Raw genomic sequence first — 14,452 nt, 5'->3', positions numbered from 1 at the left:
GGCGACGGGGATAAAAAATGGATTTCACCTACACCGAAACGCAGGACATGATCCGCGACACGCTCGCCCGTTTCCTCGGCGACACCTATGATTTCGAAACGCGCCAGAAGTTCATCAATAGCGACGCGGGTCGCGATCCAGCGATCTGGACGGCGCTTGCGCAGGAACTCGGCATGCTTGGCGCGCCTTTTGCCGAAGAGCATGGCGGCCTTGGCGGCGGCGCGCTCGAAAACGCGATCGTGATGGAGGAACTCGGCAAGGTCATCGGGGTCGAGCCCTATCTGCCGACCGTTGTCATCGCGGGCGGCGCGCTCAAGGCCGTCGGCGGGGCGCAGGCCGATGCGATGATCCCCGAGATCATCGCGGGCAATGCGATCATCGCCTTCGCTTACGCCGAGCCGCAGGGCCGCTATGACCTTGCGAACCTGCGCACCACCGCGAAGAAGGACGGCGCGGGCTATGTGCTGAGCGGACATAAATCGGTCGTCTATGCCGCGCCTTGGGCGACGCATCTGCTCGTCACCGCGCGCACCGGCGGTAATGCGCGCGACCGTGATGGTGTGTCACTGTTCCTGATCGACGCGAACCTGCCGGGCATCGTCCGCCGCGACTATCCGACGGTCGACGGCAGCCGTGCATCCGAAATCTATTTCGAGAATGTCGCGATCCCCGGCGACGCGCTGCTCGGCGGCGAAGGCACCGGCCTGCCGCTGATCGAACAGATCGTTGACGAGGCGACCGTTGCAGTCTGCGCCGAAGCGACCGGCGTGATGCAGAAGCTGCACGAAGGCACGCTGGAATATACGCAGCAGCGCAAGCAGTTCGGCGTGCCCATCGCGAAGTTCCAAGTGCTCCAGCACCGCATGGTCGACATGTTCATGGAAGTCGAACAGGCGCGCTCGATGACGATCATGGGAACGCTGAAGCTGGGTCTGCCCGCGAACGAGCGCATGGCGGCGGTCTCGGCCGCCAAGGCGAAGGTCGCGCGCGGCGCGAACTTTGTCGGGCAGAATGCAATCCAGACGCATGGCGGGATCGGCATCACGCAGGAACTGGCGATCGGCCATTATTTCAAGCGCGCGACGATGATCGAAGGCCAGTTCGGCAGCGCCGACCATCATATGGACCGCTACGAGCGGATCACGCTGGCGGATTGACCGCTTGTCCTCCCTGTCGCGTAGCGATGGGGAGGGGGACCGTTCGCGAAGCGAATGGTGGAGGGGCCGCGACGTCGCGTCCTTAGCCCCTCCGTCAGCCCTTCGGGCTGCCACCTTCCCATGCCTGCGGCACAGGGAGGATCTCAATAAGCGACGTCGACGGCGATCCGGAGCGTGCGCGGGCGGAGCGGCGTGAGGAAGCCCTCATTCCCCTCAAGGAACGGCGTTCCGAGCGAAAAGCGATTGCCGCGCGAATCGAAGAGATTGGTGAGCGTCAGCGACAGGCCGCGGCGTTCGTTGCCAACGCGCATCGCAACCCCGGTATCGACATAGTCGCCCTGACTTTCGCCGAGTACCGGCCCGATACCGAGCCGCGACGGGCCGATATAATTGGCCCAGCCGTTCACGCGGAAATCCTCGTCACCGATGACGGTGGCGTAATTGACCGACCCGCGCACCGCATGGCTCGCGACATTGGGAATGCGTCCGAGGCGGCCCGGCGCGGCGTCGAACACCGGCAGGATCTGCGGCGCGAGATCGTCGACCCGGCTATGATTGTAGACCGCGCCGAGTTCGAAGGTCAGCGCGCTCGTCGGCCGCATCGCGACTGCCCCCGACACGCTAGTAATGCGGCCGTCGCCGATATTGGCGGTCGTCGGGAAGCCCGTGCTGTCGATGAAATCGGCCTGGATATTGCGCCAGCGGCTGTGCGAAATCGAAATGCTGGCGTCGAGCAGGCTCTGCCCCTTGTCGCCGAAGCGCATGCCGGCTTCCCATGTGCGGACCTGGTCGTTGAGGAAACGCCGCACGAAATTGCCGTCGACCGCGAGCCCGCCGGGGCGAAAACCTTCCTGATAGCGCGCATAGAGGCGGACATTGTGGAGCGGCGTCGCGAGCAGCGAGAAGGACGGCAGCAAATCGGTTTCTTTACGCGATGCGGTTGTCGCACGGTTGGCCTGCGCGAGGGCATAGGAGACGCCCTCGGCCGCGCCGCCCAGTTTGGCGTGCGACAGGCGAACGCCGCCCGATGCGATCAGGTCGGGCATCACCTCGACGGTCGCCTCGGCATAGCCGGTGAATTCGGTGATCTTGTTGGTCACGCCGGGCAGGGTCGCATGAAGCGGGCCATAGCCATATTCGCGGTCCTGCCGCGCGCGATTGTCGATAAAGCTCGCGCCGATCACCCAGCCGAGGCCGTCGCGATACGGACGCGACAGGCGGTTTTCGCTGACGAACATGCGCGTCGCATTATGCTGGTCGAGCACGCGCGGAACATCGTTCAGCGGAATGACCTGGACCGGCGCGAACAGGCGCTCGACATCGACGCTTCCAACCGAAGGCGGCGCGGGAACGCCGCCGCTGGACATATCGGTCCCTTGCCGCGCTTCGGGCAGGCTGGCGTCGAAGCGTTCGAACAGCCGGTGATCGATATAGGCGTTGGATGACTGGAAATGCAGATCGTCCCAGTCCTTCATCACGACGACGGTGCCCATGCCATAGCGCGCGGTCGCATTCTGCTCGACCATCGAATTACGGGTGAGCGGCGCGCCATCCTTGTCGGCATATTGCGCGTCGTCGGAGGTGATCGCCTGATAGACACCGCCCAGATCGATCGTCCAGTCGTCGCCCGCTTCGAACCGGAAGGTGCCACGCCCGCCGCGGACATGGACGCGGTTGACGTCGTTCTGCCCGCGCAGCGGATTGTCGATATAGCCGCCGTCGGTGAGCATATAGCCGACGAGGCGCAGCGCGTGGCCGTTGTCGCTGACCGGAATGTTGGCGATCGCGGCGATGTCGCCGCCGGGGTCGCCATGCTGGGTGACCGACAGGCCGGCAATCGCCTGCACCGTCATCTCGCGCGCGTCGGGGGCTTTCGGGATGACGCGGATGATCCCGCCGAGCGACCCGGCGCCATAGAGTGTGCCCTGCGGCCCTTCGAGGATTTCGACATTGTCGATGTCGTAGAGGCGCAGGTCCGGGTCGGGCGCATTATAGCTGAGGCGGATATCGCCGAGATACTGGCCGACGGTCGACTGCGTCGGGCCGGTGAAGCTTGAATCGGCGATGCCGCGAATGAACAGCTTGTTGCGCCCCGAACCCAGATGGGTCGAGGAGACGGTGGCGGTTCGCGACAGGATCGAATCCATCCCGCGCTCGCCGCCAAACGCCAAATCGCCGCCATCCAATTTGGTGACGACGCCGGCGAAGTGCGAAAGGGGCAAGTCGGTCTTCGACGCGGTGACGATGATTTCGTCCTGCGCCGCCGCGACCGCATCTTGCGATGGCTCGCGTGCCCTTGGCTGCGGTGCGTGTCGCGGTGCCGGTGCCGCCCGCGCGACACGGGCGGGGGCAGGGCGACGCTCGATGCGCCAGCTCGTCGCGCTGACCCTTACGGCGCGCGCGTCGGACCCCGCCAGCAGGCGGCGGATCGCTTCTTCGACGCTCATCCGCCCGCGCACCGGTTTGACGCGGCCCTGCCACAGTTTCGCATCGCCGACGCTGATGCTGACCCCGGCCTGCCGGCTGATGACGGGCAGCGCGGTCGACAGGCTGCCTTTGGGCACGTCGAACGCGCGTTCCTCCGCCGCCTGCGCCTGCGCGGGCAGGCACAGCGCTATCGCTGCTGCGGCGAGGGAAAGGCGCGGGTGCATGCTCAGCGGGTCAATATCCAGCCATCGCCTTGCCGCTCGGCCTTCGTTCCCGACAGCGCGGCAAGATCGGCGATCGTGCGGTTCCGGTTCTTGTCGATGATCAACGCGCCGCGGAACGACAGATCGCTTGCTTCGGGCGCGATGCTCACTTGCATCCCGGCGGTGCGCCTCAGATCCTCGGCGACGACAGCGAGCGGCGTGCCATTGTAAACGAGCAGGCCGCTACGCCAGCCGCCGATGCTGGCCACATCGACATCCTGGACGACCGGGGGCTGACGGTCGCCATCGCGCGCTTCGATGCCCTTGCCCGCGACGAGGCGGACCTTGTCGCGGTCGGGATTGTAGAGGACGATGCCTTCCGACACTGCGACCGACGTCTGGCGGTCACGGCGCACGACATTGAACGCGGTTCCGAGGTCGACGATCTTTGCGCCGCCCGTTTCGACCACGAACGGATCATCGTCGCGGTGGACGACATGGAACATCGCCTCGCCCGATTCCAGCCGGGCAAAGCGCGGTCGCTCCTTGTCGATCTCGATCACCGAGGCACCGTTGACCTCGATCTTCGAGCCATCGGCCAGCTCTATGGTGCGATGCTCGCCGGCCTTGGTTTCGATCCGGCCTTCGGTTCCGAACAGGCCGAGGCCCGACAGGCTGATCGCGCCGACCAGTGCCGCGGCCATTGCCCCGCCAAACCAGGCGCGCCGCGACGCGCGGCGCGGTGCATCGGGCACAATCACGACCGATGGCTTGGGCGCCGCGGGCAGGGCGTCGAGATCGCGGTCCAGGCTCGCGACCGCGTCGTAGATCGCATTGTGCGCCGGATCCTCGGCAAGCCAGTCGGCAAAGCCGTCCCAGTCGTCGAAAGCGGGGTCGCGCTGGCGGATCAGCCAGTCGATGGCGCGCGCTTCGGCGTTTGTCGCGTCAGCTTGCATCGAACTGCCTCCGGATCACGGCGAGCGCCGCATAGACCTTGCGCAGATCGGCTTCGACGGTGCTCAGGCTGACCCCCATTTCACTGGCGATATCGCGTTGATTCTGGCCGTCGACGCGGAACCGGCGGAAGATGCGTGCCGGCCGCTCGCCGGTCGCGGTGATCGCCGTTTCGACGAGCGCGAGTTGTTCGCGCGAGATCAACGAGGTTTCGGTCGAGGGGCTTTGCGTCGCGGCGGCTTCACCCCATGCCTTGTCGCGCAGATCGCTCTGGCGCGCCGACCGATAGCGATCGAGCATCAAATTGTTCGCGGCGCGCATGATATAGGGCATTGGCTCGGCGACGGGCCCAGTCTTGCGGTCGGTCAACCGCATCCACAAATCCTGGAACAAATCCTCGGCGCCGTCGCCCGCGCCGCGCACTTCCAGAAAGCGGACGATACGATCCCGGTTGGCGAGCAATACGCCTTCGATGCCTTGGGCGGCGTCGGTTCGATCACGCGACTCGGTCATGGATTGCTTGCTTTGGAACGCCATCTTCTGTCGGTAAGCGCCGCTTCGCCCTGCGCCATACGTCCCCCTGATGACGCCGTCATATAGCGCCATTGCCCAGCCGCGCAACTGCGGCGGAAAGAGAGGAGCGGTGGCAAGTGCAAGCATCGGTTCGTTCATTCATTTCTCGAGGGTCAGGACCTACTAATTGCGCGTTCGAAGCGTCGAAATGGCGAAGATATCGGGTTCGGGTGGCCGCCGCGGGTAGCATCGCTACCCGCAAGGCCGCGCGGGCCTGAGATCGAAGCCATTTCGGCGTCCCTTCGGGATTTGACCGATTTTGTCCATTGCGTCGTCGGCAAGTCTGGAAATATCGACATATTCCTGCGCCTTGCCTCCTCGCACTGAACAAAATCGCTTCAAACCTCGATCGCGCAATTGGTAGGTCCTGACCCTAGGCAAGGGGGAAGCGTGGGTAGGGGTAACGCTTCCCCCTTGCGGGCGGGGCCGGCCGGGGGGCTAGAGGCCGACCCGCAAGCTCGCACGGAAAGCCCAGCCGATATGGCTTTGCTGTTCTTCCGCAGACACTTCGCCGGCGACCTGGAAGGCCGAATTGCCGGCGATGCCACGGAAACGGCCGACCCAGCCGCTCGTGCGATCATCAGGAACAAGGGTGAAAGGCGTGCCGTTCTTGAACGACGCCGTCGTCGTGCCGAGGGTGCCGCTGACGATCTGGCGGCGGCCGCCTTCGAGTTCGAAGCGCGTCCACCCGTCATATTCGTCGGCACCGCCGAAATCGAGGCCGACGGCGACAGTGCCCGACACGGCAAGCTCGTCGCTGTCGCGGCTCAGCACCGTGAGATCGAGCGCGTCGCCGCCGCCGGTTTCCTGATAGCCGTCTTCCTTCAACTTGAAATAGTCGACCGCGACCATCGGGCGGAAGCTCAGGCCGCCGACGCGTGTGTCATAAGCCACCGAACCCGACGCCGACCACAAGGTGCCGTCCCACTTGCCCTTCATCGTCTTTTCGATGTCCTCGGCGCCCGCTTCGGCGCGGAAGATGCGCGTGCCTTTCAGGCTGATCGGCGCGCCCGAAACGCGGGCACTCGCCATGAAGCCGTCGGAGCGCAGACGCCAGTGCAACGCGCCTTCGAACTGGCTGGTGCTGACTTCATTGGCGTTGCTGCCGTTGCCGTCCTTACCGCTGAGAAAAGCAATCGAGCCGCCGAAGTTGCCCAAGTTGCTCTTGATTTCGGCGCCGCCCGAAATACCCCAGCCGCTGACGTCATAGCTCGCGGTGTTGCCGACGCCTTTCGACGTGCCCCAGACGGCCTGGTTGACCCAATAACCCCATTTGCCCTCGTCCTGGAACGGTGCGTTGGGGTCCTGCAGGTAGCGCGACAGCGCGCGCGAGCCCGAGGTGACGGTTTCGAAGACGCCGCCTTCATGTTCGGGCAGCATCTGGCCAAGCTGGTTGTGGAACTGCTCGCCGTCGGTGATGCCGAGGAAGACGTCCTCGATCTTCTGGTCGGCTACCACCGCGTCGAGCACCGCGTCGAACGCGCTCGATTCCGAGCGGTTGAGCCCGAGTTCGGTCGTGGTCTTGCGCGATACGTCGACGATCAGCTGGGTCGCGTTCGATGTTAGCGTGCCCTTGTAGAGGAAGGGCAGCAACGTCTGCGATGCGGTGAGGTTGCTCGCGCCGGTGAGCGTCCCCGCGGTCAGCACGATATGCTGACCCTCGGCCTTTTCGAGGCTCGACAGCTTGAGCGCGAGCTTCGATTCAGCCCCGAAGCTGGCGTTGCCGCTGACCTGAAGGTTGGTGCCCGTGGTGCCGGTATCGAGCATCACGCCAAGTGTGCCCTTGTCGTTGACGGCGAGCGACGAAATCGTCGCGGCGCCGCCGACGTCAAAGGTGCCGCCAGCGACCGAAACCGCCAGACCCTGCGAATTGGCGAGCGTGCCCGAGAAGATCGAGGTGCCGCCGATTGTCAGCGTATCGGCACCGCCGCCAAAGTCCGCCAGGCCGGTGAACTTCGAGGTGCCGGCCAGCGTCATCGTGTCGCTGCCAGCGCCGAAGCGGGCGTTGCCGGCGTAGGTCGCGTCACCCGACAGCGCGAGCTTGTTGTTGCCGGCGCCGAAGAAGCTGTTTCCCTTTACCGAGCCATCGGCGATATCGAACACATCGTTGCCGCCGCCGAAGCGGACGTCGCCAACGATGCTGGGGGCGGTGATGCCTGCGGCGACCGCGGTCTGCTTGACCGTCGCGCCGTTGTTGTTCGCCGACAGGTCGATCGCGATGTTGCGGTCGGAGGAGGCGAGCGCGCCGGTGGCGCTGATCGTGCCGCTGTTTTCGACCGTGCCGACCTTGCCCGACAGATCGACGATGGCGCGCGCCGTGCCATTGTCGCCGCCGGTCTTGGCGGTGATCGAACCGCTGTTGCGGATCAGCGGGACATCGCCGCCGGCCTCGATCAGCACGGCGGTTGCAACTGCACCCGCGGCATTGCCGCCGGTCGTCGCTTCGATCTTGCCCGCATTGCGAAGTTCGGGGGTGGTCGCACCGCTGCCGAAGCGGATTGCGGTTGCCGCCGTGTCTTTCGACAATGCCGTCACGCTGCCGGTGGCACCGATGCCGATGCCGCCCGCGATGGTGACCGCACCGCCGAGGCCGCCGATCTGCATGCCGTTGCCGTCCTTGCCGGCGTAGAGGCCGTTGCCGAGCACGGCGCCGTCGATGATGAGGCCAAGGCCGGTGCCCGTTCCGGCGACGGGGCCGATTGTGACGGCGCGGTCAGCTGACCCGATGCGGATCGCGGCGGCCGAACCGAAGGAGCGCACGACGGCGTTTCCTTCCTTGTCATCGTCGATGCCGTCCTTGTCCTCGTCCTTGTCGTCGGGCTTCGTGTCCTTGGGCGCGGCGGCGAGGACGATGCCCCCGGTGACATTGCCTTCGATCGACAGCGCGTTGCCGCCGGTCAGCAGGTCATCGGCGTCGAGCTTCGAGGGATCGGCAGGCGGCGTCGTGAAGCGGTAGCCGGTGGCGGTCAGATTGCCCTGGACGACCAGTGCGCCGGTGACGTTGCCGGCAATCCGTGCGCCGATCGCATCGACGCCTTGCGCGCTGATCGTGCCGGCAAGGCGGACGTTGCCCGTCACATCCTGCAGCCCGACGCCGAGCGCGCGGTCGCCGATGACGCTGATAGTGCCGTCGTTGGTGAAATTTCCGGTCAGCGGCCCGCCGAGGCGGATGCCCGCCGAATTATTGCCCTCGATCGCAATTGCACCCGAGTTGACGATGTTGCCCGAAAACGCACCGGCGGTCGCGATGCCGACGCGGTTGCTGCCGATAGCGAACGCGCCGTCGATGTCGCCGTCATTGTCGATGTCGGTCGGCGCATAGGTTTCGCCGATCGTAATCTTGCCGCTCGCGCTGTTGGTGATTCCGCCCGACGTGCCGGCATTCGCGAGAATGCCCGTGGCGCCGTCGACGTTGCTGAACTCGATCGTGCCTTCGTTAACGACCTTGTGATTGCTGTCGATGGTGACTGCCGGGCCCGTGACGGTGGGCTTGATCGAACCCGCTGCGACGATCTTGATGTCGTCGGCGGCGCCCGATTTGATCGTCGATGTCCGCACCGGCGCCGTGGTGGCGGTGCTGATCGTCGTTTCGGCATGGGCGGTGGTCGAAAGGAGGGTGGCCAGGCAGGTGGAGGCCAGCAAGGTTTTGCGCATCGGGTTCCTCTTGAGATCGGGGCCGGGATCTCTTCCCGGCGACAATCACAAGACGGAGCGGTGCAGGCGCAGCCTTGGAAAAAAATCACCTCGATCGCGCGCGGTCTGAGCGCGGCTAATTCCGTGCGGTCACAATCCACGCGGCACCGTCGATCTGCACAGACGTCTCGCCAGGGCGTTTCGCGAACGCCGCACGGACAGCTGCCGCCGATTTCGTGCGAATATCGTCGGATTGATCGGCGAGCGCGCGCGATAGCGGACCCACCTGGAACGCCATGTCGAGTGCATCGTCGATCGCCTCTTCGCGCGTTGCGCCGCGACCATAGGAAATACTCGTGTCAAAGGGCGTGATGTCGATCGCGGTAAAGCCTGCTGCCGAGAGAATATCCGCGACCTTCTGCCGATCGCCAAAGGCGAAGGGTCCGGCGGCATTCGGATCGGCGGGCACCGGCTGCACGATGTCGCGGATCGCCGCCATCGGCAGCCGCACCCAGTCATTCTCCTGCGCCCCGCGCCAGCACACGAACGCCAGCCGTCCGCCGGGTTTCAGGGCCCGGCGCATATGGGTGAAGGCCGCAACGGGCTCGTCGAAGAACATCACGCCGAAGCGCGAGAAGAGAAGGTCGAACTTTCCTGCGGGCAGCGGGGCGGTCGCGGCATCGGCGCATCGGAATTCGATCTGCATGCCGACGGGTGCGGCGGCGCGGGCGATCTCGACGAGCTGTTCCGATATGTCGACGCCAAGGATGTGGCCGCCGGCTCCGACCTGCTCTGCAAGCGGAAAGGTCGAGGTGCCCGATCCGCAACCGATGTCGAGAACCTGTTCGCCGGGCCGTGCATCGGCCGCTGCGATCGCGGCATTGCCGAAGTCCTCGAGCATCACATCCAGCCGCGCCAGGTTCGCGGCCCAGCGTGTTCCGCTGTCGCCGTTCCAGTCATGCGTGGGGACGGTCTCGACATCGGACATGCGCCTGCTCCTTTATTGCGAATAATTCGCAGCTACGCCAATCTCCGGCCGAGCGCAAGGCTCGTCCGAATAGCTATGCCCTGTTGCATCGCTCCCGGCCATGCGACATTCCACCGGCAGGACCGGCCGCGTGGGACCGGCAAGGGAGAGTCATGAGCGAACAGATCGTCACGGTGGACATCGGCGGCACGCACGCGCGCTTTGCGATTGCCGAGATCGAAGGCGGGCGCGTTCTGGCGCTCGGCGAGGCGACGACGCTCCATACAAAGGACCATGCAAGTTTCCAAACCGCCTGGCAGGATTTCGAACGTCAGCAGGGCGGAACTTTGCCGCGGGCGGTTGCGATAGCCATCGCGGGGCCGACACGCGGCGAGATCATCCGCTTCACGAACAACCCGTGGATCATCCGCCCGGCTTTGATCAACGAGAAGCTGGGCGTCGATCGATATGCGCTGGTGAATGATTTCGAGGCGGTCGGTCATGCCGTCGCGCAGGCCGACGAGAGCTATTTCGAGCGGTTGACGGGTCCTGACGAGCCGCTTCCCGCGACCGGGACGATCACCATCATCGGCCCCGGCACCGGCCTTGGCGTTGCGCATGTCTGGCGCGACGGTGCCGACTATCGCGTCCAGGCGACCGAGGGTGGGCATATCGACTTCGCGCCGCTGGACAGCATCGAGGATGCGATCCTCGCGCGGCTGCGCAAACGCCATCGGCGCGTGTCGATCGAACGCATCGTGTCGGGACCGGGAATCGTCGACATCTACGAAACGCTGGCGGCGCTTGAAGGGCGCGCGATCCCGCGGCTCGACGACAAGGCGATCTGGACCAACGCACTGAGCGGCGAGGACAGCCTGGCGGCGGCGGCGGTCGATCGCTTCTGCCTGTCGCTCGGCAGCGTCGCGGGCGACCTTGCATTGGCGCAAGGTGCCGGTGGGGTGGTAGTTGCGGGCGGGCTGGGCTTGCGCATCCGCGACAGTCTGGTGCGTTCGGGTTTCCCCGAACGATTTATCGAAAAGGGGCGTTTCGAAGGCTTTATGTCCGCGCTGCCGGTAAAGCTCATCACCCATCCACAGCCCGGCCTGTTTGGTGCCGCGGCGGCGTTCGCGCGCCAATACACCTGAATCCGCAAATACCGCTGGCATCGGGCGGCGAAAATCGGCAGCAATGGAACTTCGATTTCTGAAGGATTCCATCGCTCGTGTCCGCCCGTCCCGTCCTCGGCATCATCGCCTGTAACCGGCAGGTCGGCTCCGAATATGCGCAGGCGGTGATGAACCGCTATGCGAAGGCCGCGATGCGCCATGCCGACTGTGCCGCGCTGCTCATTCCGTCGCTTCCGGACTATATGCGCGCCGACGAGATCGTCGGTCGGCTCGACGGCGTTTTGCTCACCGGCTCGCCATCGAACGTCGAGCCGGCACGTTATGGTGAGGAAGATGCAGGGGAGGGGCCGTTCGATCCCGATCGCGATCGGATGATGCGCGATCTGGTCGAGGCGGTGATCGCGGCGCAGAGGCCGTTATTCGGCATTTGCCGCGGGTTCCAGGACATCAATGTCGCGCTCGGCGGGACGCTGCGCCGCGACACCGCGACGAACGGCGAACTGCTGCGCCACCATACGCCCGACGGGACATTGTTCGATGCGATGTTCGATCATCGGCATCATGTTGACCTCGTCGATGGCGGCATGTTGGCGTCGGCCTATCGGGCGGAATCGCTCGATGTGAATTCGGTCCATTATCAGGGCATCGGACGGCTCGCCGACGGCTTGTCGGTCGAGGCGCGTGCGCCCGACGGACTGGTCGAGGCTTTCAGCGCGCGGCCGAACGGCGCACCCTTGCTGGCAGTCCAGTGGCACCCCGAATGGGCGGTCGACGGCAATGAAGAGAGCCAGACCTATTTCCGCCTGCTCGGACAGGCGCTGCGGGGCGAGCTATGAACCGGCGCGTCACCCGGTACGACCGCTATCTCGCGCGGCTCTGCTTTTCGCCCTGATCCTAACCGGAACGCTCGTTCCGCTCGTGTCGAGCGAAGTCGAGACACCCATTATCGCAGCGCAAGATCGAGGGGCATCTCGACTTCGCTCGATGCGAACGGTTTTTGAATTCAGGAGATTTTCCATGCCCCGCAATCACGACATCGCCGAACTGCGCCGCCTCGACGTCGCGCACCATCTTCCAGCACAAGCCGACTGGGCCGAGATCGAAAAACTTGGCGGCAGCCGCATCATCACGCACGCCGAGGGCTGTTATATCCACGATGGCGACGGGCACCGCATCCTCGACGGGATGGCCGGCCTGTGGTGCGTCAATGTCGGCTATGGCCGCGAGGAGCTGGTCGATGCGGCAGCGGCGCAGATGCGCGAGCTGCCCTTCTACAACACCTTCTTCAAGACCGCGACGCCGCCGACGGTGACGCTCGCCGCGAAGATCGCCGGCCTGACGGGCAATCGCCTGCCGCATATCTTCTTCAACGCTTCGGGCAGCGAGGCGAACGACACCGTGTTCCGCATGGTCCGCCATTACTGGAAGCTGAAGGGTGAGCCGAAGCGGACTGTCTTTATCAGCCGCTGGAACGCCTATCACGGCTCGACCGTCGCGGGGGTTTCGCTCGGCGGGATGAAGGCGATGCACGTGCAGGGCGACCTGCCGATCCCGGGCGTCGAGCATGTCCGCCAGCCCTATGCCTATAATGAAGGGCAGGGGATGACCGAGGAGGAGTTCTGCGACGCTTGCGTCCAGGCGATCGAGGACAAGATCCTCGAGGTCGGCCCCGAGAATTGCGCCGCCTTCATCGGTGAGCCCGTGCAGGGTGCCGGCGGCGTGATCATTCCGCCGAAGGGCTATTGGCCCAAAGTCGAGGCCGTGGCGCGCAAATATGGCCTGCTCGTCGTGGCCGACGAGGTGATCTGCGGGTTCGGACGCACGGGCAAGATGTGGGGGCATGAGACGATGGGCTTCACCCCCGACCTGATGCCGATGGCGAAGGGGCTGTCGTCGGGTTACCTGCCGATTTCGGCGACCGCGGTCGCGGCGCATGTCGTCGAAGTGCTCAAGACCGGCGGCGATTTCGTCCACGGCTTCACCTATTCGGGCCATCCGGTCGCCGCGGCGGTGGCGCTCAAGAATATCGAGATCATCGAGCGCGAAGGACTGGTCGAGCGCACCGGGAGCATCACCGGACCCCATCTTGCGAAGGCGCTCGCCACGTTGAACGATCATCCGCTCGTCGGTGAAGCGCGCTCGATCGGGCTGCTCGGCGCGGTCGAGATCGTCGCCGACAAGGCAACCCGCGCACGGTTCGGCGGCGCAGAGGGAACGGCGGGGCCGATGGCGCGCGATGCGTGCATTGCCAACGGGCTGATGGTGCGCGGCATCCGCGACAGCCTGGTCATGTGCCCGCCGCTGATCATTTCGACCGAGCAGATCGACGAGATGGTTGCCATCATCCGCAAATCTCTCGATGAGGTGCTGCCGAAACTCCGCGCGCTCTAAACAGGAAAGACCAAGACCTTATGCCCTCCGGCCTTTTTGCCCTGCTCGACGATATTGCGACGATCGCCAAGGTCGCCGCCGCGAGCATCGACGATATCGGCGCCGCGGCGTCGAAGGCCGGGGTGAAGGCCGCGGGCGTGGTGGTCGACGATACCGCGGTAACGCCGCGTTACGTCACCGGCTTCACCCCCGACCGCGAACTGCCGATCATCTGGCGGATCACCAAGGGGTCGATCTTCAACAAGCTGGTGCTGATCCTGCCGGCGCTGCTGCTCTTGTCGACGTTCGTTCCATGGGCGATCACCCCGCTGCTCATGATCGGCGGCGCCTATCTTTGCTTCGAAGGCGCCGAAAAGGTGCTGCACTCGCTGCAGAAGGACAAGACGAGTCTTGCCGAAGACGCCGCGATCGTTGCCGACCAGGATCATGAAGAGGCGATGGTGAAGGGGGCGGTGCGCACCGACTTCATCCTGTCGGCCGAGATCATGGTGATCGCGCTCAACGAAGTGCTCGACGAGCATTTCGCGATGCGCGCCGCGACGCTCGCGGTGGTTGCGATCGCGATCACCATCGCGGTTTACGGCGTCGTCGGGCTGATCGTGAAGATGGACGACATCGGCCTTCATATGGCGAAAGAGGGCAATGCAGCGCGGCGGTCGATCGGGCGCGGGCTGGTTGCTTTTATGCCGAAGCTGCTGGCGGCGCTCGCGCTGATCGGCACCGCGGCGATGCTGTGGGTCGGCGGCCAGATTTTCATTCACGGCCTCGACGAATATCACATCGGCAACATCGGGCATGGGCTCCACGATTTCGCGCATGCGTTGGCGGGGAACCTGCCGGGCGCGGGCGTTTGGGAATGGCTGATCAACGCGGGCGGTGCGGGCGTATTCGGGCTGCTGCTCGGCGGCGTGATCGTCGGCCTGCTGCACTTGTTGCCGGGCAAGAAGGCCCATTGACCTCGTCATCCCGGACTTGATCCGGGATCCATTGCGGCGCCGAAGTCACGGGCCGCGGATCAAG

10 protein-coding genes are annotated in these 14,452 nt (G+C 65.1%); 5 read left to right on the top strand and 5 right to left on the bottom strand.

All coding sequences use genetic code 11. The features are described 5' to 3' along the window. Positions 1-17: 17 nt before the first annotated feature. Positions 18-1,157, top strand: a complete 1,140-nt coding sequence (locus tag ACTJI5_RS02050) for an acyl-CoA dehydrogenase family protein (protein WP_440859221.1) — start codon at positions 18-20, stop codon at positions 1,155-1,157. Between the two features lie 143 nt (positions 1,158-1,300). Here the strand turns inward: ACTJI5_RS02050 and ACTJI5_RS02045 are convergent, their stop codons facing one another. The 5 genes from ACTJI5_RS02045 to ACTJI5_RS02025 form a co-directional block, all read right to left on the bottom strand. Then, positions 1,301-3,808 (bottom strand): TonB-dependent receptor domain-containing protein, encoded by a 2,508-nt coding sequence (locus ACTJI5_RS02045; RefSeq protein ID WP_440859220.1) that lies wholly within the window; start codon positions 3,806-3,808, stop codon positions 1,301-1,303. 2 nt (positions 3,809-3,810) lie between these two features. Beyond that, the gene (locus ACTJI5_RS02040; protein WP_058538428.1) at positions 3,811-4,743 is read right to left on the bottom strand and encodes a FecR family protein; all 933 of its coding nucleotides are present in this window, start codon (positions 4,741-4,743) and stop codon (positions 3,811-3,813) included. After that, entirely contained in the window at positions 4,733-5,254 is a 522-nt protein-coding gene (locus ACTJI5_RS02035; RefSeq protein ID WP_310253790.1) for a sigma-70 family RNA polymerase sigma factor, read from the bottom strand. The genes ACTJI5_RS02040 and ACTJI5_RS02035 overlap by 11 nt, the downstream gene beginning before the upstream one ends. A gap of 498 nt (positions 5,255-5,752) precedes the next feature. After that, positions 5,753-8,968, bottom strand: coding sequence for an autotransporter domain-containing protein (locus ACTJI5_RS02030; RefSeq protein ID WP_440859219.1), 3,216 nt, complete (start codon positions 8,966-8,968; stop codon positions 5,753-5,755). Positions 8,969-9,083: 115 nt separating this feature from the next. Continuing rightward, positions 9,084-9,935, bottom strand: coding sequence for a class I SAM-dependent methyltransferase (locus ACTJI5_RS02025; RefSeq protein ID WP_440859218.1), 852 nt, complete (start codon positions 9,933-9,935; stop codon positions 9,084-9,086). A gap of 152 nt (positions 9,936-10,087) precedes the next feature. Here ACTJI5_RS02025 and glk point away from each other — a divergent pair, with 152 nt between their 5' ends. The 4 genes from glk (at position 10,088) to ACTJI5_RS02005 (ending at position 14,388) form a co-directional block, all read left to right on the top strand. Then, a complete protein-coding gene (glk, locus tag ACTJI5_RS02020; RefSeq protein ID WP_440859217.1) occupies positions 10,088-11,059 on the top strand; it encodes a glucokinase in 972 nt (323 codons plus the stop codon). Positions 11,060-11,136: 77 nt separating this feature from the next. After that, positions 11,137-11,877, top strand: a complete 741-nt coding sequence (locus ACTJI5_RS02015) for a gamma-glutamyl-gamma-aminobutyrate hydrolase family protein (RefSeq protein WP_058538432.1) — start codon at positions 11,137-11,139, stop codon at positions 11,875-11,877. A gap of 181 nt (positions 11,878-12,058) precedes the next feature. Then, the gene (locus ACTJI5_RS02010; RefSeq protein WP_440859216.1) at positions 12,059-13,432 is read left to right on the top strand and encodes an aspartate aminotransferase family protein; all 1,374 of its coding nucleotides are present in this window, start codon (positions 12,059-12,061) and stop codon (positions 13,430-13,432) included. Between the two features lie 20 nt (positions 13,433-13,452). Then, positions 13,453-14,388, top strand: a complete 936-nt coding sequence (locus ACTJI5_RS02005) for a DUF808 domain-containing protein (RefSeq protein ID WP_440859215.1) — start codon at positions 13,453-13,455, stop codon at positions 14,386-14,388. Positions 14,389-14,452 lie beyond the last annotated feature (64 nt).

The organism is Sphingopyxis sp. 22461 (assembly GCF_052044915.1).
Lineage (GTDB): Bacteria > Pseudomonadota > Alphaproteobacteria > Sphingomonadales > Sphingomonadaceae > Sphingopyxis.
The sequence above is the reverse complement of the archived record's forward strand: the minus strand, read 5'-3'. Positions and strand labels throughout refer to the sequence as shown.

What these genes read in the sequence shown, in the direction of transcription:
- glk (WP_440859217.1), top strand. Translation starts at nt 10,088, where the DNA reads ATGAGCGAACAGATCGTCACGGTGGACATCGGCGGCACGCACGCGCGC.
- ACTJI5_RS02040 (WP_058538428.1), bottom strand. Translation starts at nt 4,743, where the DNA reads ATGCAAGCTGACGCGACAAACGCCGAAGCGCGCGCCATCGACTGGCTG.
- ACTJI5_RS02010 (WP_440859216.1), top strand. Translation starts at nt 12,059, where the DNA reads ATGCCCCGCAATCACGACATCGCCGAACTGCGCCGCCTCGACGTCGCG.
- ACTJI5_RS02030 (WP_440859219.1), bottom strand. Translation starts at nt 8,968, where the DNA reads ATGCGCAAAACCTTGCTGGCCTCCACCTGCCTGGCCACCCTCCTTTCG.
- ACTJI5_RS02025 (WP_440859218.1), bottom strand. Translation starts at nt 9,935, where the DNA reads ATGTCCGATGTCGAGACCGTCCCCACGCATGACTGGAACGGCGACAGC.
- ACTJI5_RS02045 (WP_440859220.1), bottom strand. Translation starts at nt 3,808, where the DNA reads ATGCACCCGCGCCTTTCCCTCGCCGCAGCAGCGATAGCGCTGTGCCTG.
- ACTJI5_RS02035 (WP_310253790.1), bottom strand. Translation starts at nt 5,254, where the DNA reads ATGACCGAGTCGCGTGATCGAACCGACGCCGCCCAAGGCATCGAAGGC.
- ACTJI5_RS02005 (WP_440859215.1), top strand. Translation starts at nt 13,453, where the DNA reads ATGCCCTCCGGCCTTTTTGCCCTGCTCGACGATATTGCGACGATCGCC.
- ACTJI5_RS02050 (WP_440859221.1), top strand. Translation starts at nt 18, where the DNA reads ATGGATTTCACCTACACCGAAACGCAGGACATGATCCGCGACACGCTC.